We start from the raw sequence: 20,951 nt of genomic DNA on the forward strand, positions 1-20,951 counted from the left end.
GCTAGCGGGCAGCGACGAGGAGGTCGCTGCCCTCGCCCACGGGTTGCCAGCGGCTGCCGGCCCGAATGAGCACCTGCCCGGCGTCGGTGGTGACGATGAGGCCGCGCTCGCCGTTGATCGTGGTGATGGTGCGGGCACCGGCGATCTCCGGACCGGCGGCGACCTGGCCACCGAGCGGCACGGTCCAGGGGCGGATGACCTGGCCGGAGTTCTTTCGCCCCAGCGCGACCAGGGTGGCGTCGTCGACCCAGACCACGTCGCGGACCAGGGTCAGCGTCGGCGCCAGGGTGAGGGGCGGGGCCAGGCTCAGGGGCAGGTCGTTGGTGCCACGCACCACGCCGGCGACGTCGACGCGGGGCGCGTTGCCCTCGGCGTCGGTGCTGACGACGGCGACGCGCTGCCCGTCCGGGGAGACCCGCAGGCTGACCACGCGCCGGTCGGCGAGCCACCCGACGGAGACGGTCTGCGGCACTGCCTTGGCGGTCGAGGCCGGGTCGCCACGGGTGTCGAGGGTCCAGATGCGGGTGGCGCCCTTGTCGCGACCGGCGACCCAGAGCAGCTCGTGCAGGTCGTAGGTCGGCCGGGTCAGCAAGGACCCGAAGGTGAGCAGCTGCACCTGCGTCTTGCCGCGCCACCGGGCCAGCTGGGTGCGGTCACCGCCCACGGCGGCGACCTCCTTCCCGTCGGCCGACAGGGCGGGGTACGCCCACCCGGCCTGCAGCGACGGCAGCGAGACGGTGCTGGGCGGCGGTGGCCGCTCCCCGGGGTCGCCGACCTCGTCCGGGTCGACGGGGACCAGCGTCGAGCCGATGCGCAGCAACGGCTTGGCGGTGGGGTCGCTCGTGGAAGGGAACCCGAGGGCCGACAGCGAGCGCAGCGGGCCGTCGGCCCCCGGCACCTGCAGGGCGGCGCCCTCGAGCTGCAGGGCGACCTGGCTGACCCCGGGCGCCTGCGTGACCGTCGCGAGGAACTGCGCACCGAGGTTCTGGCGCTGGGCGGGGTCGGTCGCGAGCTGGGTGGCGGTGAGGTCGACGGTCGCGGTGCCGGAGTCGATGGTCACCGAGTCGACGGCCAGCCGCGTGCCGGGCGGCACGTCGGTGCGGACCGCGCCGCGCAGGTATTCGGGCACGCCGGCGATGAGCGACCGCGCCAGTCGGGTGGCGAGGCCGGTCCCGAGGGGGAACCACCGGACGTCGGGCACGAGGCGCCGCTGCGTCGTGGAGAGGAAGTAGATGCGGTAGGGGTCGTAGAGGCGGTCGAAGTCGGACTCGCTCAGCCAGGTGCCGAACTGGTCCGGCAGGGCGGTGATGCGCCACTCCCCGCCGCTGCGCTGCACGCCGAACGTCACCTCGTCGGTCGAGTTGGCGGGCAGCTCCTGGTAGCGGCCGTTGCCGTCGACCCGGGCGGTCGCGGTAGCCGTGGCGGTGACGGTGCCGGCTCCGGTCTGCCTGACGCGCAGCTCGGAGTCGTTGGAGAAGATGACCACCGAGGTGTCGGGGCGCCAGCCCGTCGCGGGACCGCTGGTGAGGTACGAGCGCGCCACCTGGTACTGGTCGTCGCTGGCTGCCGCGGCGCGGATGAAGCCACTGACGACCTGCTCGGGCGACGAGCCGGGGGCGATCGGGTTCGCCTCTACGCGGACCTCGTTCTCCTGCACCGACCCGACGTCGAGCCCCGGCTGGATCGGGGCACTGGTGGACAGGCCGCCTCCGCAGGCGGACAGCACGGTCGCGACGCAGCCGGCGACCGCGACGGCGTACCGCGCCCTCACCGTGCGCTCCCGGGGAGGGTGGGCGCCTGCTCCGGTGCGGCCGGGGTGGCGCCTCCCAGCGCGACGGGCCGGCCGGGCCCGTCGCGGCGAGCGGGCGGGTTCGCGGACGTGGGTGCCGTCGCATGGCTGGGGGCGTCGTCCGGGCGTAGTGGAAGGGGCGAGTCGCCAATGGTCCCGCCGGCGCGCCGGGGCAGCGTCAGCCGGAAGCAGGAACCCTGGCCCGGCTCCCCCCACGCTTGGAGCCAGCCGTCGTGCAGGCGGGCGTCCTCCAGCGAGATGGCGAGGCCCAGGCCGGTGCCGCCGGTCGTGCGCGCGCGGGCCGGGTCGGCGCGCCAGAACCGGTTGAAGACCAGGGCGGCCTCGCCGGGCCGCAGCCCCACACCGTGGTCGCGGACGGTGACGGCGACCGCGGTGTCGTTGGTGGCCAGGTGGATCTCGACGGGCCTGCCCTCGCCGTGCTCGACGGCGTTGACGATGAGGTTGCGCAGGATCCGCTCGACGCGGCGGGGGTCCATGTCGGCCTGGCAGGGGCCGTCCGCCGTCACGGTGATCGTGCTCCCCCAGCGTTCGGCCAGCGGCTGGGCCGAGTGCACGGCCCGCGCGACGGTGTCGCGCAGGTCGATGAGGTCGACGTCGAGCGCGGCCGCACCGGCGTCGAACCGGCTGATCTCGAGCAGGTCGGCCAGCAGCTCCTCGAACCGGTCGAGCTCGTTGTGCAGCAGCTCCGCCGACCGCGAGACCGTGGGGTCGAAGTCGCGGCGGGAGTCGTGGATCAGGTCGGCCGCCATGCGGATGGTCGTCAGCGGGGTCCGCAGCTCGTGGGAGACGTCCGAGACGAACCGCTGCTGCACCCGGGACAGCCCCTCGAGCTGGCGGATCTGGGTCTGCAGGCTGTCTGCCATCTCGTTGAACGACTTGGCCAGCCGGGCCAGGTCGTCCTCGCCCCGGGCCCGCATCCGCTCGTTGAGCCGGCCGGAGGAGAGCCGCTCGGCGACCACGGCCGCCCGCCGCACCGGGTTCACGACCTGGCGCGTCACGACGTACGCGATGGCACCGACGAGGGCGACGAGGGCGAAGCCACCGATCGCGAAGGTGCGGGTGATGAGGTTGAGGGTGGCCTGCTCGCGCTGCATCGGGAACACGACGTACAGGTCGTACTTGCCGGCCACCGGGAGCTCCACCTGCGAGCCCACGAGGACCGCCGGGACCTGCTGCTCGGTCTGGGGGTCGGTGATGCCGATGAGGGTGACCTGCTGGCGCCGCGGGTCGGCCCTGATGGCCTGGCGCATCTCGGCCGGGATGCTCGAGAGCCCGACCTCACCGCTGAGGACGGTCTGCACGGTCTGGACCGAGGTGTTGCCGAGGCTGCGAGCGAACACGAGGTAGCGCTCGTTGTCGCCCCCGGGAGCCGCGACGCTCTTGATGGTCTGCTGGGCCAGCAGGTTGAGGGCGGGCTGGCTGCTCTGGTCGCTCTCGTCGAACCGGTCCTGCACCTGGCTGGTGAGCCGCGAGGTCTCGAGCTGGGCCGTCGTGATGCGGTCCTGCTCGAGCCCGTCGGAGATCGAGGAGTAGAGGTAGGAGCCGAGGCCGAGGACGACGAGCAGCCCGAGGAGCATGGTGGTGCTGACCACCCGCACCTGCAGCGACGAGCGCCACGCGTGCACGAGCCACCTCAGCGCGGTGGTGAGCCGTTGCCGCAGGGAGCGGAGCAGGCGGCGTACCGCGCGCAGCACCTCCTTGCGGTCGGCAGGCCACCGCGGGGAGGACGTGCCCGGGGTGGACATCGTCAGCTCGGACCGGCCTTGTAGCCGACGCCGCGGACGGTGACGACGATCTCCGGGTGCTCGGGGTCGTGCTCGATCTTGGAGCGCAGGCGCTGCACGTGGACGTTGACCAGGCGGGTGTCGCCGGCGTGGCGGTAGCCCCACACCTGCTCGAGGAGGACCTCCCGGGTGAAGACCTGCCACGGCTTGCGGGCCAGGGCGACGAGGAGGTCGAACTCCAGGGGCGTGAGCGACAGCGCCTCGCCGCCGCGCTTCACCGAGTGGCCGGCCACGTCGATGACGAGGTCGCCGATCTCGAGGCGCTCGGGCTCGGGCTCGTCACCCCGGCGCAGGCGGGCACGGATGCGGGCGATGAGCTCCTGCGGCTTGAACGGCTTCACGACGTAGTCGTCGGCGCCGGACTCGAGCCCGACCACCACGTCGACGGTGTCGGTCCGGGCGGTGAGCATGACGATCGGGACCCCGGACTCGGCACGGATCCGGCGGCACACCTCCATGCCGTCGAGGCCGGGAAGCATCACGTCGAGCAGCACGAGGTCGGGCTTGGCGTCACGGAAGGCGCCGAGGGCGTTGCTGCCGTCGGCGACGTGCGAGACCTCGAGGCCCTCGTTGCGCAGGACGATGCCCAGCATCTCCGCCAGCGCCAGATCGTCGTCGACGATGAGCACGCGACCCTTCACCTGCGTCAGCCCTCTCCCTGCAGTGCGTAAAGATTCCCTCACGAATCATCACACACCCTTGCGGTCCGGTCCGGGACCTACGGCAAGAAGGCGCAGGGAAACGATGGCCGTCCGACGCACGGCTTCGACCGTTTGGACGATTTCGGGTGCGCACCCCCACGTCCAAACTGTGGGGGCGGACGCCCAGACCGAGGGCGTCCACGGGAACGCAGGGAGACTCGCACGTGACTGCCATGAGGCATCGGCTCGGCCACGGACACCGTGAAGGCGGTGCGTCAGCCGTCGAGTTCGCACTCATCGTGCCTGTCCTGTTCCTCCTGCTGTTCGGGATCATCGACTACGGCTTCCTGTTCTTCGACGCCATCGGCCTGCGCCAGGGCGCCCGAGAGGCCGCGCGTCAGGCCGTGGTCCAGCAGTTCGACCCGGCCTGCACGACCGGCACCTCCATGGACAAGATCGCCTGCGCCACCAAGCGGGCCACCGACAACACCCTGGGCGCGTCGTCGGTGCGGGTGCAGGTGCTCACGCCCGACGGGTGGGTCCAGGGGGGACGTCTCGTGGTGTGCGCCCAGGTGAAGGAGACCAGCCTCACCGGCTACACGCCCTTCCCCTCCAAGCCGCTGCAGACCCGCACCATCATGTCCATCGAGGTCAACACGCCCGTGCCCTCACCGCTCACCTACACCGCTGATGCCGCCCCGAGCGGCGGGGACTGGAGTTCCTCATGGTGCTGAACCCTCGGGCAGTGCTGGCTCGGGCCCGCCGCGACGAGCAGGGGGCCGTGACCGTCGTGGTCGCGCTCATGATGATCGTGCTGGTCATGTGTGCCGCGCTCGTGGTCGACCTCGGCAACGCCAAGGACATGCGCCGCCAGTCGCAGAACGCGTCCGACGCGTCGGCGCTCGCGGCCGCGAACATGCTCATCCCGATCTCCAACAACTGCACCGTGGCGTCGGGGCAGACGCCGCCGTGCTTCAAGGACGCGGTGGACGCCGCAAAGAGCTTCGCAGCGTCCAACTTCAACGTGGCCAGCACCGACTGGGACTCCTGCACCGACGCCTCTGCCCTGACGTACGTGCCCACCGGCAGCACGCCGTGCATCTCGTTCGACAACGCGTCCTCGCCGACCACCGTGCGAGTCAAGGCCCCCACCAAGAACATCGGCACGTTCTTCGGCGGGGTGACCGGCAACCAGACCATCGCCGTGGGCAGCCTGGCCCACGCCACCGTCGCCAAAACCGTCAAGTGCAGCCTGTGCTTCCTCGGCAACGTCGACGCCGGCAACGGTGACTTCTCCGTGAGCGGTGGCGCCATCGCCGTCAACGGCAACGTCGCGACCGGGCCCCAGAGCTACTGGACCTCGGTCTCGAACGGTGTCGTGGGGACCGTCTCCGGCGCCGTCCACCCGACGCCCCCGTTCGTCCAGATCCCCGCCTTCGGCGACCCGCTCGCGGGCCAGATCGCGCTTCCCCTCGCCCTGCCGGTCCAGACCCCGAAGACCGACCCCTGTACGCAGGGGCCCGGCATCTACGGAGACGTCACCCTCAACAACGGTCCCTGCCCCCTCCTGCCGGGGCTCTACTACGTCACCGGCACCTGGGGCGCCAAGAACAACACCGTGCTGACGTCGCCCACCGGTGGTGTGACGCTCTACGCGATGAGTCCCAACGGCCTGCTCGACCTCAAGAACGGCCTGGTCAACATCACCCCCATGACCACCGGCCCGACCGCCGGGTTCTCCATCGTCTACGACCCCACGAACACGAACGTGCTGACGCTGCAGGGCAACGGCCTCACCTCGATCACCGGCAAGGTCTACGCGCCCTCATCGGTCCTCGACTTCAACGGTGGTTCCTGCTTCGGCTTCTCGGGTGGACCGATCGTCCTCGGCGGCGCGACGACGAACGGCACCACCAGCTGCGTCGTGGTGAACAACGCCGTCGACGCCACCGTCTACCGCGGCAAGGAGTCCCTCACCCGCTGAGCCGGGCTGGTCACTACGCTCCACCGGCCGTCGCCTCCCCACCCGGGTGGCGACGGCCTCCGCTGGTTCAGGGGTGGACGACCACCGGCGCAGTCACGCAGGAGTACCGCGCGGCCACCTCGGCCGGTGAGGCGAGGCTGAGCACGGTGGCCGGCTCGTGGCCCGCGAAGAGCGAGCACTCCTCCCCCACCGGGGCGGGGTACTGGATCGTGCGGTCCAGGGGCGTCGACACCCGGTAGAAGTCGAGCAGGACACGGGTGACGGTGTCCTGGATGGGGCTGCCGCCGAGCCACACGACGCGGGCCTCGACGGCCTGCGGTGCCGTGGCGGCGTCGAGCACGGTGTCGCCGTCGACGTGGTCCCACGGCCCCGCGACGGCCATCGCCGGGAACACCCAGCTGAGGCCGAGCGCACCGGCCAGCCCGGCCCCGCCGACCACCCGCAGCGCCGCGCCGCCCGCCACCCGGGCGCGCAGACGCGAGGCCGTCAGCACCGACATGGGCACGGCGAGCGGCAGGCCGAGCAGGCAACCCTGCCAGAGCATCTTGCGCGGGTAGTAGTGGGTCACGGGGACCCCGGCGTGCAGGGCGACGAGCACCGCGAGGAACGTCGTGCCCAGGCTCATCAGCGCGATGACGGGGAGAAGCGGGTCGCGGCGGCGCAGCACCAGCACCGCGACGACGCCGGCGAGGGTGAACGGCAGCCAGCCACTGAGAGCCGGCGCGGGTACCCCCTGGATGGACGCGCGGTCGAAGCCGATCCGCTGGGTCACGGCGAACAGGCTGGGCGAGGCGAGGAGCACGCCCACGCCGTACGTCACCGCGAGCAGGCCCCACCTGCGGCGCGAGCGGGGTTCGGGGCGCACGTGGGCCCAGCCGGTCGCGAGCACGGCGAGGGCCGCGGCGGGGAGGACGAGCTGCCACGTGTGTGCCACGAGGACCCCGGCCGCTGCGGTGACGACGACCGCGGTGCGGCTCCCGGGCCGCTGCAGCACCTCCACCACCGTCACGGCGAGCAGCACCGCGCAGAAGATCGCGGTCTCGAAGCCCAGGACCATGTAGTTGCCGAAGAACGTCGGCCACAGGGTCGCGCTGCCCGCGAGGACCCCGGCGAATGCCCTCCCCCGCGGCCCCAGGCCGAGACGACGCGCCGTGAGGTCGGCGGCGACGCCGATGGCCACGGCGAGGACGGCGAACGCGAACCAGAGCCCCGTCGACATCACCGAGACGAGCGAGCGCAGCCCCGGGCCGTCGATCGACCCGCCCTCGGCGGACCACGCCGTCACGAGGAGCGTGTGCCACGCGCGGGGCGAGCTCTGCACGGCGTACTCGAGGTTGCCCCGCCAGCCCTCCTCGGCCGCGAGCCACAGGTGCCGGATGTTGTCCCCGCCGAGGAACCACTCGACGCGGCGCCCCTCGGGGAGCAGCTGGTAGACCAGCCCGTACGCGGCCAGCACCCCGCCCGGCACGAACGCCCAGCGACCGGCCAGCGGCTCCGTCGGACGGGTACCGAGCCGTGTGTCCGCGTCCGCGTCAACCACGGTCGCAGCGCGGGCGAGGAGAAACCCGGTGGCGGCCAGGGCCAGCCCAGCGAGCGCCAGCAGGCCCCGCACGACCAGCGCCGAGCCGAACAGCCGCCAGCCCAGCACCGACGCCAGCTGGGCCACCGCGACCAGGGCAACGGTCACCAGCGTCAGCGAGGCGGGGAGGTTCTGGGGCAACCGACGCCAGCTGCGACCCAGGCAGGCGGCGCCCGCGACGACGAGCAGGGCGAGGGCAGGCAGCGCCAGGCCCGCGAGGGCAGCTGCTGCGGCGACCGCCCCGGGCAGCACCAGCGCCGCGCCCGCCGTCTCGAGGACGCCGCGTCGGGTGCCGGGGTCGGGCGCGCGCAGGCTGGTCTGGGCCGCACCGGTCGGACTCACCCGGTGATCCTCCCGCAGGAACGGTGCGCCGTGGCCGGTCCCGCCCCACCTGTGACGGCGTTTCGTCCGTTCGGGTGACCCCGTCGCGTGCCGGGAGGCATCAGCAACCCATCCGCTGCGGGACGCTCGACGTGGGCCGGAGCAGCTGTATCTCCCAGGTGCCCCTCGCTTGGCGGGAGGTGAAGCGGGCCATGACCTCGTAGTCGTCGGCGAACGAGACCCTGCCCCGCGTCAGCGCGGGGGTGATCCCGGTGCCCATGCTGGGTGCCGTCACGACCCACGCCCGGGCACGCTCCCCGCAGGAGGCCGAGTCCAGCGACACGCGCGCCGCGGCAAGGCTGTCCGGGAGGTCTGCGTACAGGTGCGCGCGGCCGATCGGGCGCCCACCCGCGAGGAACGCGTAGCCGGCGCCCACGCCGGTGAGGTCCACGACAGGCGTGTCCGGCCCGAGACCGCCTCGCCGTGCCGCGTCATGGATGAGCTGCGCGGCCGTGGCGTCGTCCGGGCGCAGGAGCAGCGTGCCGCCCCCGACCTGCGCCGGGCGCAGCGTGGCGGACAGGTCACCACCGGGCAGCCCGTTGGTCTGCTCCGCGACGGTCATCGTCAGCGTCAAGGCCGCCGCGAGGGTCATCGCCCGGCGGAACCCCGCCCGATCCGCGGCCGCCCCCTCCCGCGGAAAGGTCACCACCGCCAGGGCCACCACCCAGAAGACCGCGGTCAGGGGCATGCCCACCGTGAACGACACGTTCGACCCCACCGCGCTGACCCAGGGCAGCACGAGCAGGAGCCCCAGGTACGCCGCCTCACCCGGCACCGCGCGCCCGACAAGGCCACGGCTCCTCGCCCGGTGCGCCAGGTGGACGGCAACCACCACCGGGACCACCAGCCCGACGGAAAAGACCTGCCACCCCAGCCCCATGCCGCCCAGCCACCGGCCGGCCAGAAGGCACGCGGCGACGGTCACCGCGACCATCGCCGCGGCGTACCCGAGCTCGAACGCCGCGTGCCTGCGCCGTCCCGCCTGCGCACCCCACGCACGCGCGACGACGAGCGGCAGCACGAACAACGGCCCGAGCACCACGAGGCCCTCGAGCCGCAGGTTCGTCAGCCCGAGCATCATCGCGACACCGGAGTGGTTGCCGAGCCGGCTCGACCCGTCGGCGCCCCTAGACAGGTAGTCGAGGGCCGCGGCCGGGGACAGCTGCGCCACCGCGAGCGTCAGGACGGCCGCGACGAGGCCGGAGACCACGGTCGCAGCGACGAGACGACGAGAGACCAGCCGGGCCCCGGCGACCACGACCAGCAGCACGACCACCAGGGCGGCGGCGGACGTCGGCTTGCCGACGAAGGTGACCCAGCCGCCCGAGCCGAGGCAGGCTCCCCCCACCACCGCGTGGCCACGCAGGGCCCGGGCCACGCCGACCGCGACGGCCATGAGCCCCACCAGGGCGACCGAGCGGTAGGCAGGCACCGCGACGTCGAAGGAGAAGACGAACAGCGACGCGGCGGCCGCGACCGCCACGGCCAGGACCACGTGCGACCTGCGCAGGACCACGCCACCGGCCGCGAGCAGGGCGAGGGACTCACGGCAGAGCACCGCCGCGGCCACGGCCACGATCGCGAACCCCGCCAGGCGCAGGGCAGCGACGTCCCGGCCCACGAGCTCGTACAGCGGGTGCACGACGAACGCGAAGAGGTAGACGTCACCGGCCGGCCGAGTCGCCTGCGGGTTGTCGACCATCCGCAACAGGTAGCTCTCGTCGACGGGGTCGAGGCCACGGTTCGCGACGAACGCCATGACGAGGGCGACACACGAACTCAGCGCCAGGGGGACGGCTCGGGCAGCTGCCATCGCAGCGCGCACGCCCATGAGATCCCCCCAGCCCGTTGCGCCCGTCGCGGCAACCGGCCGCAGACTACCTCCGGTGCCGCCCGCTCCCCGCGGACGCGGCTGGTGGGAGTCGTCCGTTCGGCGGACCGTCGGTGGGCTGTTCTGGTGGAACGACCCGGAGCCCCCGCACACCGGCCGACCGCGTCCCTAGGCTCCGGGCGAGGACAGGTCCGAGCGCGCGAAGGGGACGCCATGGCAGCCACACCACTGCTGACCGAGGTCGCCACGCCGCGCACCCTGGCCCGCCGCCTCGACCCCACCATCGTGCGGTTCGCCTGTGTGGGCGTGGGCAGTACCGTCGTGCACCTGGGCCTCTTCGCCGCCCTCCTGCACCTGCTGCCCACCAGCCAGGCCGCGAACCTCGGCGCACTGCTGGTCGCCACCGTCGCCAACACCGCGGCCAACCGCCGCTTCACCTTCGGCGTCACCGGCACGACTGCCGCGGCCCGGCAGCACGTCCAGTCGCTGGCCCTGTTCGCCCTGACGTGGGCCCTGTCGGCCGGCGCCCTCTGGCTCCTGCACGCCTGGACCTCGCAGCCCCCCACGCTGGTGCAGACGCTGGTCGTCGGCGGCTCGATGGTCGGCTCGACCGTGGTCCGCTACGTCGCGATGCGCACCTGGATCTTCGCCTCCCGCTGACACGGCGATGCCGCCCGCCCCGAGGGGCGAGCGGCATCGGTGGTGCTGGTGCCGTGAGGCGTACCGGTGAGGCTGGACCTCAGTAGCGGTAGTGCTCCGACTTGTACGGGCCGGCGACGTCGACGCCGATGTACTCGGCCTGGGCCTTGGTCAGCTCGGTGAGCTTGGCGCCCAGGGCGTCGAGGTGCAGGCGGGCGACCTTCTCGTCGAGGTGCTTGGGCAGCACGTAAACCTGCTTGTCGTACTCGTCGTTCTTCGTGAACAGCTCGATCTGGGCGATCGTCTGGTTGGCGAAGGAGTTCGACATCACGAAGCTCGGGTGGCCCGTGGCGTTGCCGAGGTTCATCAGGCGACCCTCGGACAGCACGATGATCGAGTTGCCGTTGTCGAAGGTCCACTCGTGGACCTGCGGCTTGATCTGCGTCTTGGTCACGCCGGGGACGCGGGCGAGGCCGGCCATGTCGATCTCGTTGTCGAAGTGGCCGATGTTGGACACGATCGCCTTGTTCTTCATCTTCACCATGTGCTCGGCGGTGATGATGTTGAAGTTGCCGGTCGTCGTCACGAAGATGTCGGCGATGTCGAGGACGTCCTCGAGGCGGGCGACCTGGTAGCCCTCCATCGCGGCCTGCAGAGCGCAGATCGGGTCGATCTCGGTGACGATGACACGGGCGCCCTGGCCGGCCAGCGCGGCGGCGCAGCCCTTGCCCACATCGCCGAAGCCGGCGACGACGGCGACCTTGCCACCGATGAGGACGTCGGTCGCACGGTTGAGGCCGTCGATGACCGAGTGGCGCACGCCGTACTTGTTGTCGAACTTGGACTTGGTGACCGAGTCGTTGACGTTGATCGCCGGGAAGAGCAGGTCGCCGGAGGCGGCGAGCTCGTAGAGGCGCAGCACACCGGTCGTGGTCTCCTCGGTGACGCCCTTGATCTGCTCGGCGACCTTGGTCCACTTGGTGGGGTCGGCCTTGAGCGTCTTGCGGACGAGCTCCTTGAAGACGCCGACCTCCTCGGAGTCCTCCTCGTCGGTCGCGGGCACCGCACCGGCGAGCTCCCACGCGCGACCCTTGTGGACGAGCATCGTGGCGTCGCCACCGTCGTCGAGGATCATGTTGGCGCCCTCGCCACCGGGCCAGGTCAGGATCTGCTCGGTGCACTCCCAGTACTCCTCGAGCGTCTCACCCTTCCAGGCGAAGACGGGGACACCCTGCGGGTCCTCCGGGGTGCCCTTGCCGACGACGACCGCAGCGGCCGCCTCGTCCTGGGTGGAGTAGATGTTGCAGGAGGCCCAACGGACCTCGGCACCGAGCGCGGTGAGCGTCTCGATGAGCACGGCCGTCTGCACGGTCATGTGCAGCGAGCCGGCGACGCGGGCGCCCTTGAGCGGCTGGGCCGCCCCGAACTCCTCGCGCAGGGACATCAGGCCGGGCATCTCGTGCTCGGCGAGGCGGATCTGGTGACGGCCGGCCTCGTGGAGGCTCAGGTCGGCAACCTTGTAGTCAAAGGACATGGAAGAACTCCTGAAGTTGACTTGCTGGTTTGCGGACCCGGCGCAGCCCATCTGGGCGAACATCGAAGGAGCGGGTTATCACCCACGCCGGCGACCGCCCAGTCTACCGGCTGCCACGTGCAGCACCACATCCGTCGTGCGCGTGCCGCGGGCGTGCAGTAGGAAGGTGTGGTCAGGACCACAGGCACCCAGGACCATCGACGGAGAGGCAGCACCATGACCGAGCCCAGCAGCGGTGTACCCAGCGAGATCGCGGACTCCGAGGTGGACCGGGACGAGACCGCCGCGGACGACACCCAGCAGGAGGAGCGGGTCGAGCTGGACGTCGACGAGGAGAAGATGGAGGCGTGGGACGAGGTGAAGTCCGACTACCAGGTCGACCCCGACAACCAGGAGGACCGCCTGCCCCGCTCCGCCGAGGAAGGCGTGGACGAGGGGAAGTCCTTCGAGGGCTGACCGTTACTGCACCTTGTAGAGCGTCAGGATGCCGTGGCTGGTCGTGTACTCGACCTTCCAGGAGGAGGGCGGCCCGTCGGGGTGCTTTGCCGTCCACGGCTTGAGGGCGCTGGAGCAGAACCCGCACGTCTTGGAGTTCTTCTGCCACAGCACGACGTAGTCACCGGCCTGCGGCTGCGGGCCGCCGGTGATGCTGCGGGCCTGGCCCGGGAACTCCTTGGCGCCGCCGAAGAACGGCCGCTGGTAGGCCTCGAAGATCCGCACCGTCTCCCAGTCGGAGAAGATCCGCCCGCCCTGGAAGTCGCGCCGGTCGAGCTCGCTGCGCAGTTCCTCCAACGCGGCGCCACCGGCCGGGGCGAACGCCGGGTTGGCGGACGCGTACTGCACCGCGAACGCCACCGGGCCCCAGCAGAGCGCGACCGCGAGCGCGGCCCCCAACACCGTGACCAGGCCCCTGGAGGCGCGACGCAGCGGCGAGTGGCGGGCAACCCACTGCACGGTCACCGCGACCAGGCCTGCGCTCGCGAGGGCCATCGCCGGCACGAACGGGATCCAGTAGCGCTCGACGTGGAGCAGGCCGCGGGGGTGGGCCGGGTCGAGGGCTCCGCCGGCGAGGACGGTGAGTCCGTAGGCGAGCAGGAACCACAGGCTCATGAGGCGCACCGCGTGGTTGCGGACGAACAGTCCGACGAGCGTGAGTGCTCCCATGATCACCATCCACAGCCCGCCCTCGCCCTGCAGCGCCCGGTCCGGGATGTAGGTGACGTAGAAGCTGCGAGGCTGGTTGAGGACGGCGGCGTTCTTGACCTCGCCGGTGGCGGTCTCCGCCAGGCTCACGTCGAGCCCGGTCAGGACGTGGAACTTCAGCAGCGGGTCCTCGTAGGCCACCCAGCTGATGAGGACGTCGAGGGCCGCCCAGCCGGCGATGGGCAGGACCACGAGGCCGATGGTGCGCAGCAGGTGGCGACGCTGCACGAGGATGACGGCGATCAGCGGCCAGACCAGCATCGAGGTCTCGCGCACCTCGAAGCCCCAGCCGAGCAGGAAGCCGGTGGCCAGCAGCCAGGGCCACGCGCGACGGGCGTTGGCCTGCTGGTCGCGCGCGGCGAGGGCGCAGAGGATGGCGCCGACGAAGATGGCCATCGACATGATGTCGGGGTAGCCGCGGGACAGGTTGTAGAAGACGACCCGGTTGGAGATGAGCAGAGCCACCGCGGCGAGTCCCGCCACCGGCCCCCAGAAGCGGCGGCCGAGCAGGTAGACGCCGGCAGCCATCAGCCCGGAGGACAGGATCGGCCAGAAGTAGTAGGTGGCCTGGGCGTTCCCGAACAGCCAGACGGTGGGGATGTTGGCCAGGACGATGCCGTAGCGCGTGTAGCCCAGGGCCACCCACCCGTCGCTGGGGAAGTACATCGCCGAGCGCACGTAGTGCCACGGGTCGGTGGGCACGATGATCGAGCGGTAGACGTAGGCCAGCGCGATGACCGCGAGCCCGATGACGGCGGCCTCGAGCAGGTGCAGACCGCGGAACGGCCGTCCGCTCAGCCAGTGGCGCCCGGGCGCAGTCTTCTCGGCGACGGACGGCTGCTCGTCCTTCGGCTGCGCGACGGCGGTCCCTCCGTCCGGGGAGGTCGATCCGGTGGCGCGACGTGCAGGGACCTCCGTGGACATGGGGACCAGACTAACTGCTGGCTACTGCTCCCCCGACGTGCTGCTCGGCGCGGCGGCCGGTGCGCTCGCGGCGGCGGCCGGGCCGAGGTCGATGTCGGGCTCGAGGTACATCACCAGGGTCATGTCGGGCTCGGTGGCGCGGGCTGCCGCCTCGGCCTGGTTGATCGCGTCGGCGATGGCAGCCGCGTCGGAGCCGGGGGCCACCGCGAGCTTGGCCGCGACGAGCAGCTCCTCCGGTCCGAGGTGCATGGTCTTGGCGTGGATGACGCGCTCGATGCCGTCGGGTGAGGCCAGCGCCTCCTCGATGCGACGGCGGGCTGCGGGGTTGGCGGACTCGCCGATGAGCAGCGACTTCATCTCGATGGCGAGGACGATCGCCACGGAGACGAGCAGGAGGCCGATCGCGCCCGTGCCGAACGCGTCCCAGACACCACTGCCGGTGATGAGGGTGAGGGAGACCCCGATGAGGGCGGACACGAGGCCGACGAGGGCGGCGAAGTCCTCGAGCAGGATGACGGGGAGCTCGGGTGCCTTCGCCGACCGGATGAACTCCTTCCACGACCGCTTGCCGCGGGAGTGGTTGCTCTCCTGGATGGCCGTGCGGAAGGAGAAGCCCTCCATCACGATCGCCGCGACCAGCACGGCGACGGGCAGCCACTGCCAGCTCGTGATGGCGCCGCCGTGGAGCCGGCTCTCGTGGTACTTGTGGTACGCCTCGTACAGGGCGAAGAGGCCACCGATGCTGAAGAGCACGATGCTCACGATGAACGCGTAGACGTAGCGCTCGCGGCCGAAGCCGAACGGGTGCTCGGGTGTCGCCTCCTGCTTGGCCTTCTTGCCACCGAGGAGCAGCAGGCCCTGGTTGCCGGAGTCGGCCAGCGAGTGCACCGACTCGGCCAGCATCGAGCTGGACCCCGACAGCAGGAACGCGATGAACTTCGTGACCGCGATCCCCAGATTGGCGGCCAGCGCCGCCAGGATCGCCCTGGTCCCACCCTCGGTTGACATGGCGGACAGCGTATAGGCGGCGTCGGGAGGGTGCCGTGTCGTCCCTCCGGTCGTCGCTCCGGTCGTCTCTCCGGTCGTCTCTCCGGTCGTCCCTCGGTCGTCCCCGCCGGCTGCGTCGTCCCTTCGGCCGAAACTGCGCGCCGGGGACCGGCACCCCGCGCCGGCTCCCCCATACTCCTCTGGTGACCTCGCCGCGGATCCGTGCGTTCGCGGGCTCCGCCGCGGGCCCGGTGCTGACGGCGGTCCTGTCCTTCCTCGCCGCCGCGCAGGCGCTGCGGCTCTGGCAGTGGCGACCGGGCACCCCCCTGTCCCTGTCAGGTGACGCCCCCCAGGTCCTCGTGCAGGTGGGCGCGATCCTGCGCAGCGACTGGTACCGCGTCAACGACCACGTGGGCGCCCCGTTCGGCCTCAACCAGGCGTGGTTCTCCACGGCGGACGTCCTCAACTTCGCAGGCATCAAGGCGCTGGGGCTGTTCACCGACTCGGCAGCCACCGCGAGTGCTGTCTTCTTCGTCCTCGGCTTCCCCGCCGCGGCCCTTGCCGCCTACTGGCTGGCCCGGCAGCTCGGCGCGACCCGGCCGGCCGCCGTCGTCACGGGCGTCCTGTTCTCCGTCATCCCCGGGCACCAGGAGTGGTTCGCGCACCTGTGGCTGGCGGCGTACTGGACCGTGCCGCTCGCCGTGTGGCTGGTCGTCCGGGTCGCCCGGGGCGAGGCGCTGCTTCCCCCGCGGTCCGACCTGCGTGCCGGCGGCGCGGTCGCCCGCAGGGCCCGGTGGGCGGTGGCGCGGACGGCCGCGATCCTGCTCGTCGTCGGCCTCTCCGACGTCTACTACGTGGCCTTCACCCTCATCCTGCTCGCGGTGGTGCTCGTGTTCCGCCTCGGCACCGGGAGCCGGGCGGTCGCCCTGGTGCCGGGGGCTCTCGCCGCGGCGGTGCTCGGCCTCCTCTGCGGCGGGTCCCTCTTCGCCGCCACGCGCGGACGGGCGGGCGACCTCGTCACCGGGGCGCTGCCGGCGCAACGCGTCATCGGCGAGTCCGAGACCTACGCCGGCAAGATCATCGAGCTGGTGCTCCCCTGGTACGAGCACCGCGCCGCCCCCCTGCGCTTCCTCTCCTTCGCGTACGGCGTGGCCGCGCCGCCCAGCGTGGAACGGCCGGCGCTCGGAGTGGTCGCCCTCGCCGGGGTCGTCGCCATCCTGTGGGTCGCCCTGGCGTCGCTGGCGTTCGGCCGGCGGTCCAACGGCCTGTGGGGGCTGCTCGCCGTCCTCACCCTCGTCTCGCTCGCCTTCTACACCCGCGCCGGGCTCGGCTCGGTCGTCGCCCTGTTCTTCACCCCGCAGATCCGCACGTGGTCCCGGTTCGTCGTGCTCATCGCGCTCTTCGGGCTCCTGGCCGTCGGCCTGTGGCTGAGCCGCCTCGGGCGCAGGCACGGTCGCCGCACCGCCTGGGTCGTCGCCGCGGTCGTCCTCGCGCTGGGCGTCCTCGACCAGACCAACCCCGGGGTGGCACCGCGATACGACCGGCTCGCCCGGCAGCAGGCCGAGCTCACCGCGTTCACCCACGACCTGGCCGACCACGTCGGGCGCAGCTGCCCCGTCTTCCAGCTGCCCGTGCTCGCCTACCCGGAGGAGACGCCGCCCGGCTCGATGGGCGACTACGACCTCCTGCTGCCCAGCATCGCCTCCCCCGCATCCCTGGGGTGGAGCTACGGCGCGATCCGCGGCACCAACCGCGCCGACTGGCAGCTCGCGCTCCCGGTCGCCGACCACCAGCGGCTCGTCGAGGACCTCGCCGCGGCCGGGTTCTGCGCCGTCGAGGTCGACCGCGACGGCTACACCGGGTCCAACGACCCCACCGCCGCGCTCCAGGAGCGCCTCGGTGCGCCGGTCGCCACCGCAGCGCGCGAACACCTCGTCGCCTACGACCTGCGCCCGACGGGGGCGGCGCTCAGTGCCTCCCTCGGCGAGGACGGCCTTGCCCGACGCCGTGATGCGGTGCTGCAGCCGGTCGTCGTGAGCCTCGCCGGCTCCCTCGTCGAGCTCACCTCCGGCCGGCCGTCGCAGTGGACCGGCCCGGCAGCCGTCATCACCGCCAGCAACCTCGGCAACGCCCCGGTGCAGGTCCAGGTGAGCCTCGAGGTCGCCGGCAACGGCGACGCCCAGCGCACGGTGACCATCACCGCGCCCGGCACACCCACCCGTACCGTCACCGTCACCCAGGACCAGCCGCGGACGGTCACGGTGCCCCTCACCCTCCCCCGCGGGCGCACCGAGCTCCGGCTCGAGGCGACCGGCGGCGTCACCGCCATCAGCGGCAGCCAGGGCCGCGACCAGGCGTCGCTCAAGGTGTCGGACCTGCGGGTCGAGACCGCCTCCGGCGTCAACGCGGCGAGCCTGCAGGAGTTCGCCGCAGCCTCGCCGCCGTCGCTGCGATGAGGGACGGGGAGGCGCCGGGCGTCCTGCGCTGGGGGCCGCTCGTCGCCTTCGTGCTGCTCCTGCTCGCCCTCGCGCGTCACGCCGGGTCGGGCATCAGCGACCCAGACGCGTTGTGGCACGTCCTCGCGGGTGAGCACGTGTGGCGCACCCACGACCTGGCCGGCCCCGACCCGTACGCGAGCTTCACGACCCAGCCGTGGGTGCTCAACCAGTGGCTCCCGGAGCTGGCCATGTCCGGGGCCGCGCACCTCGGCGGCCTGCCTGCCCTGGCCTGGCTGGCGACCGCGGGGCAGCTGGCGGTGTGCGTCTCCCTCCTCGCCCTCTGTCGGGGGGTCGCCGGCCCGCTGGCGGCAGCCCTGGTCGCCGGTGCCGCAGTGCTCGGGACCGCAGACAGCCTGAGCCCGCGACCGCAGCTCGTGGGGTTCGTCCTTCTGGCTGTCGTCGTCGGGGCCTGGCTGCGCACCGCGCGCGACCTGCGGCCGCGGTGGTGGCTGGTCGGCGTGACGTGGCTGTGGGCCAGCTGCCACGGGACGTGGGTCGTCGGGCTCTCGGTGGGCGCTGCGGTGGTGGTCGGGCTCGCGCTCGAGCGAAGGGCCCCCCACGGGACCCTGCTGCGCCTGGCGGCGGTCGTCGCGGCGAGCCTGGCGGCCACCGCCCTGACCCCTCTCGGCCTGCGCCTCTACGACAGCTTCGCGACGGTGCGGGCGGTCAGCCCCTACATCCTCGAGTGGCGCCGCCCCACGCTCGACAGCCCCTCGGTGCTGGTCACGCTCGCCCTCGTGCTGCTCGTCCCGACCCTCTGGTTCGTCGCCCGGTCCCGGCCACGGTGGGTCGAGGTGCTCCTCTGGCTCCTCGCCGTCGCCTGGGGTGCGTCGGCGATGCGGACCGTCGGCATCGGTGCGATCGTCGTCGCCCCGCTCGCCGCCCAGGCGCTCGACCGCGCCCTGGCCCGTCCCCGTCCGCGTGCCAGCAGCCGCGAACGCGCCCTCGTCGGGGCTGGCCTGGTCGCCGCCCTCGGCCTCGCCGCCGTGCTCGCGGCCAACGGGCCCGACGACCCCCAGGGAGTGCCGTCGCGGCTCGACGGGTCGCTGTCGGCCCTGCCGACCGGCACGGTCGTGTGGAACAGCGACCTGCTCGGCGGCTGGCTGATGTACAGCCACCCCGGTCTGCGCCACACGGCCGACACCAGGGCCGAGATCTACGGCCCCGCCCGCGCACGGACCTACCTGCGGGTGCTCGGCGCCCGGCCCGGCTGGGAGCGCGACTTCGACGCGTACGGTGCGCGCGCCGCCCTCGTGGAGCGCGAGGCCCCCCTCGTGGCCGCGCTGCAGGCCCGGGGCTGGAGCAGCCGCGGTGCCGACGCGGGGTACGTCCTGCTCGAAGCGGGACCGGCCCGGTAGCAGTGGGTAGCCTCACTCGCGTGAACCGCGCAGAAGGCACCCTCAGCTGGTCCCCCGCCGCCGACCACCCCGAGCACCTGGCCCCGGCCGTCGTGAGTTCGCTGCCCCTCGCCCCCAGCGCGCGGGTCGCGGTCATCGACCCGACGCTGGCCGACACCGCGGCGTTCTGCGAGGCCTACGACAGCGCGCCGGAGCACTCGGCCAACTGCGTGGTGGTCGCTGGCAAGCGCAACGGGGAGCTGCGCTACGCAGCGGTCGTCGTGCTGGCCTCCTCCCGCGCCGACGTCAACGGCGTGGTCCGGCGCCACCTCGACGTCAGGAAGATCAGCTTCGCGCCGCAGGAGGACGCCGTGGCGCTCACCGGCATGGAGTTCGGCGGCATCACGCCGGTCGGCCTCCCCGACGGGTGGCCGGTCCTGGTCGACGAGGCGGTCGTGGCTGCTGGCCAGGTCGTCATCGGAAGCGGCATCCGCGCCAGCAAGCTCGTCGTCGACGCCTCAGAGCTCGCGGCGCTGCCCACGGCCGAGGTGCTCGCCCTGGCCCAAGGCTCCTGAGGGTCCTTGAGCTCCTGAGGGTCGATAGGGGGCGTCAGCGGCCGGTGCGGTGACGCAGGTCCGAGACGTGCGGAGACACGGCCGGGTCGAGGCCGAGCCCGAGCGCGAGGTAGGTGGCCGCGAAGTCGGTGGTGGCGAGCTGACCGGCGAGGCGGGTCAGGGGGTGCCCGGGCTGGGCCGTGACCTCGCTGACCCTGGCCCCGGCCTCGCGTGCGGCCTCGGCGACGGCGTCGGCCACGGCAGCTGACTCGGCGGCCTCACGGGTCATCGGGTCCGGGGCGGCGTCGCGCAGCATGAGCAGGCCCAGCCGCGGCGAGACCGGCCCGTCGAGGAACGGGTCGGCGAAGATGTCCGCGCCGCCCCCGGGACCGGACCCGCCCCGGGCGGCTGCCGCGGCGCCGTACGCGGTGGTGAAGGGTCCGTCGAGGCAGGCGACGATCTGGGCGGCGTCGTCCGGGAGCTCGCCGTGGATGGCCGGTATGCGGGCGGTCCGGGCGAGCATCGACGCGGCGCGGCCGGCCGCGACACCGTTGAGGGGGCCGTCGCCGAGGACCACCGGCACGCCCTCGGCGAGGTCGGTGGCGAGCACCTTCGCCGGGTTGACGAACGACTCCGACGACGGGCGGCAGGCCTCGGCGACCTCGTCGAGGCGGTCGGCGGTCTCGAGGAGCACCCGCTCCCCCACGTCGACGATGCCGAGGCCCCCGGCGGCCAGCAGCACGGGGGCGAGCAACGACCAGAGCGCCGTGCGCGAGGTCGTGCGCCCACGGCCGATGTCGATGTGCACCCCGCGCGCCTGCGCCGCGACGTCGGCGAGGGGAGAGTCCGCGGCCCCGACGGTGAGCAGCGAGGCGCCGCGCCGGGCCGCCTCCGCCGCGAGCGCGAGCGGTCCTGCGGCGCGGCCGGACTGGGACACGGCGATGACGAGGTCGAGCGGGCCGACCCACCCGGGCAGGGGCACGTTGCGACGCACGCTGACGGGCACCGGCGACCCCGGCTCGGCCAGCAGGTCCAGGACGTCGCACACCACGGCCGAACCGCCCAGCGACGCGACGAGCACCGAGCGGGGCCGCTCCCCGCCCGCCACGCGGTCGATCCCGCCCTCCGCGGACAGGTCGATGGCCTCACGGACCTGTGCGCCCGCCGTGGCGAGGCCGCGCAGGGTCTGGTGGCTGTCGAGGGCGGCGATGGCGTCCTCGCTGTCGATGCGCGCCTCGTCGAGGTAGGGAGCCATCGGACGCCGC

The 20,951-nt window shown here is 72.8% G+C and carries 16 protein-coding genes; 7 read left to right on the plus strand and 9 right to left on the minus strand.

The window, feature by feature from the left end:
• Position 1: 1 nt before the first annotated feature.
• From ABEA42_RS11825 to mtrA, 3 genes are read right to left on the minus strand one after another with little or no spacing between them, the layout of a single operon-like run.
• Positions 2–1,771 (minus strand): LpqB family beta-propeller domain-containing protein, encoded by a 1,770-nt coding sequence (locus ABEA42_RS11825; RefSeq protein WP_345503531.1) that lies wholly within the window; start codon positions 1,769–1,771, stop codon positions 2–4.
• A complete protein-coding gene (gene mtrB / locus ABEA42_RS11830; RefSeq protein WP_345503533.1) occupies positions 1,768–3,555 on the minus strand; it encodes an MtrAB system histidine kinase MtrB in 1,788 nt (595 codons plus the stop codon). Before mtrB ends, ABEA42_RS11825 begins: the two co-directional genes overlap by 4 nt.
• A gap of 2 nt (positions 3,556–3,557) precedes the next feature.
• Positions 3,558–4,235: an MtrAB system response regulator MtrA gene (gene mtrA / locus ABEA42_RS11835; RefSeq protein ID WP_345503535.1), complete on the minus strand. Its 678-nt coding sequence runs from the start codon at positions 4,233–4,235 to the stop codon at positions 3,558–3,560.
• A 233-nt stretch (positions 4,236–4,468) separates the two neighbouring features.
• Here mtrA and ABEA42_RS11840 point away from each other — a divergent pair, with 233 nt between their 5' ends.
• On the plus strand, positions 4,469–4,969 hold the full coding sequence (locus ABEA42_RS11840; RefSeq protein WP_345503536.1) for a TadE/TadG family type IV pilus assembly protein: 501 nt from the start codon (positions 4,469–4,471) through the stop codon (positions 4,967–4,969).
• On the plus strand, positions 4,960–6,219 hold the full coding sequence (locus ABEA42_RS11845; RefSeq protein ID WP_345503537.1) for a pilus assembly protein TadG-related protein: 1,260 nt from the start codon (positions 4,960–4,962) through the stop codon (positions 6,217–6,219). The genes ABEA42_RS11840 and ABEA42_RS11845 overlap by 10 nt, the downstream gene beginning before the upstream one ends.
• Positions 6,220–6,286: 67 nt before the next feature.
• Here the strand turns inward: ABEA42_RS11845 and ABEA42_RS11850 are convergent, their stop codons facing one another.
• Both ABEA42_RS11850 and ABEA42_RS11855 read right to left on the minus strand, forming a co-directional pair.
• Positions 6,287–8,140: a hypothetical protein gene (locus ABEA42_RS11850; protein WP_345503539.1), complete on the minus strand. Its 1,854-nt coding sequence runs from the start codon at positions 8,138–8,140 to the stop codon at positions 6,287–6,289.
• A gap of 100 nt (positions 8,141–8,240) precedes the next feature.
• On the minus strand, positions 8,241–10,010 hold the full coding sequence (locus tag ABEA42_RS11855; RefSeq protein ID WP_345503540.1) for a hypothetical protein: 1,770 nt from the start codon (positions 10,008–10,010) through the stop codon (positions 8,241–8,243).
• Positions 10,011–10,223: 213 nt separating this feature from the next.
• Here ABEA42_RS11855 and ABEA42_RS11860 point away from each other — a divergent pair, with 213 nt between their 5' ends.
• Positions 10,224–10,670: a GtrA family protein gene (locus ABEA42_RS11860; RefSeq protein ID WP_345503541.1), complete on the plus strand. Its 447-nt coding sequence runs from the start codon at positions 10,224–10,226 to the stop codon at positions 10,668–10,670.
• Positions 10,671–10,749: 79 nt separating this feature from the next.
• On the opposite strand, the gene ahcY is transcribed toward ABEA42_RS11860, so the two are convergent.
• A complete protein-coding gene (gene ahcY / locus ABEA42_RS11865) occupies positions 10,750–12,183 on the minus strand; it encodes an adenosylhomocysteinase (protein ID WP_345503542.1) in 1,434 nt (477 codons plus the stop codon).
• A gap of 216 nt (positions 12,184–12,399) precedes the next feature.
• Here ahcY and ABEA42_RS11870 point away from each other — a divergent pair, with 216 nt between their 5' ends.
• Positions 12,400–12,639, plus strand: coding sequence for a hypothetical protein (locus ABEA42_RS11870; protein ID WP_345503543.1), 240 nt, complete (start codon positions 12,400–12,402; stop codon positions 12,637–12,639).
• 3 nt (positions 12,640–12,642) lie between these two features.
• Here the strand turns inward: ABEA42_RS11870 and ABEA42_RS11875 are convergent, their stop codons facing one another.
• Positions 12,643–14,310: a glycosyltransferase family 39 protein gene (locus tag ABEA42_RS11875; protein WP_345503545.1), complete on the minus strand. Its 1,668-nt coding sequence runs from the start codon at positions 14,308–14,310 to the stop codon at positions 12,643–12,645.
• A gap of 21 nt (positions 14,311–14,331) precedes the next feature.
• Positions 14,332–15,318 (minus strand): cation diffusion facilitator family transporter, encoded by a 987-nt coding sequence (locus ABEA42_RS11880; RefSeq protein WP_345503547.1) that lies wholly within the window; start codon positions 15,316–15,318, stop codon positions 14,332–14,334.
• Positions 15,319–15,500: 182 nt separating this feature from the next.
• On the opposite strand from ABEA42_RS11880, the gene ABEA42_RS11885 reads away from it, so the two are divergent.
• From ABEA42_RS11885 to ABEA42_RS11895, 3 genes are read left to right on the plus strand one after another with little or no spacing between them, the layout of a single operon-like run.
• Positions 15,501–17,753, plus strand: a complete 2,253-nt coding sequence (locus tag ABEA42_RS11885) for a hypothetical protein (RefSeq protein ID WP_345503549.1) — start codon at positions 15,501–15,503, stop codon at positions 17,751–17,753.
• The gene (locus tag ABEA42_RS11890; protein ID WP_345503550.1) at positions 17,750–19,153 is read left to right on the plus strand and encodes a hypothetical protein; all 1,404 of its coding nucleotides are present in this window, start codon (positions 17,750–17,752) and stop codon (positions 19,151–19,153) included. Before ABEA42_RS11885 ends, ABEA42_RS11890 begins: the two co-directional genes overlap by 4 nt.
• 20 nt (positions 19,154–19,173) lie before the next feature.
• Entirely contained in the window at positions 19,174–19,707 is a 534-nt protein-coding gene (locus ABEA42_RS11895) for a YbaK/EbsC family protein (RefSeq protein ID WP_345503551.1), read from the plus strand.
• Between the two features lie 34 nt (positions 19,708–19,741).
• Here the strand turns inward: ABEA42_RS11895 and ABEA42_RS11900 are convergent, their stop codons facing one another.
• A complete protein-coding gene (locus ABEA42_RS11900) occupies positions 19,742–20,941 on the minus strand; it encodes an SIS domain-containing protein (protein WP_345503553.1) in 1,200 nt (399 codons plus the stop codon).
• Between the last annotated feature and the right edge of the window lie 10 nt (positions 20,942–20,951).

It is taken from the genome of Pedococcus ginsenosidimutans (assembly GCF_039544395.1).
In the GTDB taxonomy this organism is placed as follows: domain Bacteria; phylum Actinomycetota; class Actinomycetes; order Actinomycetales; family Dermatophilaceae; genus Pedococcus; species Pedococcus ginsenosidimutans.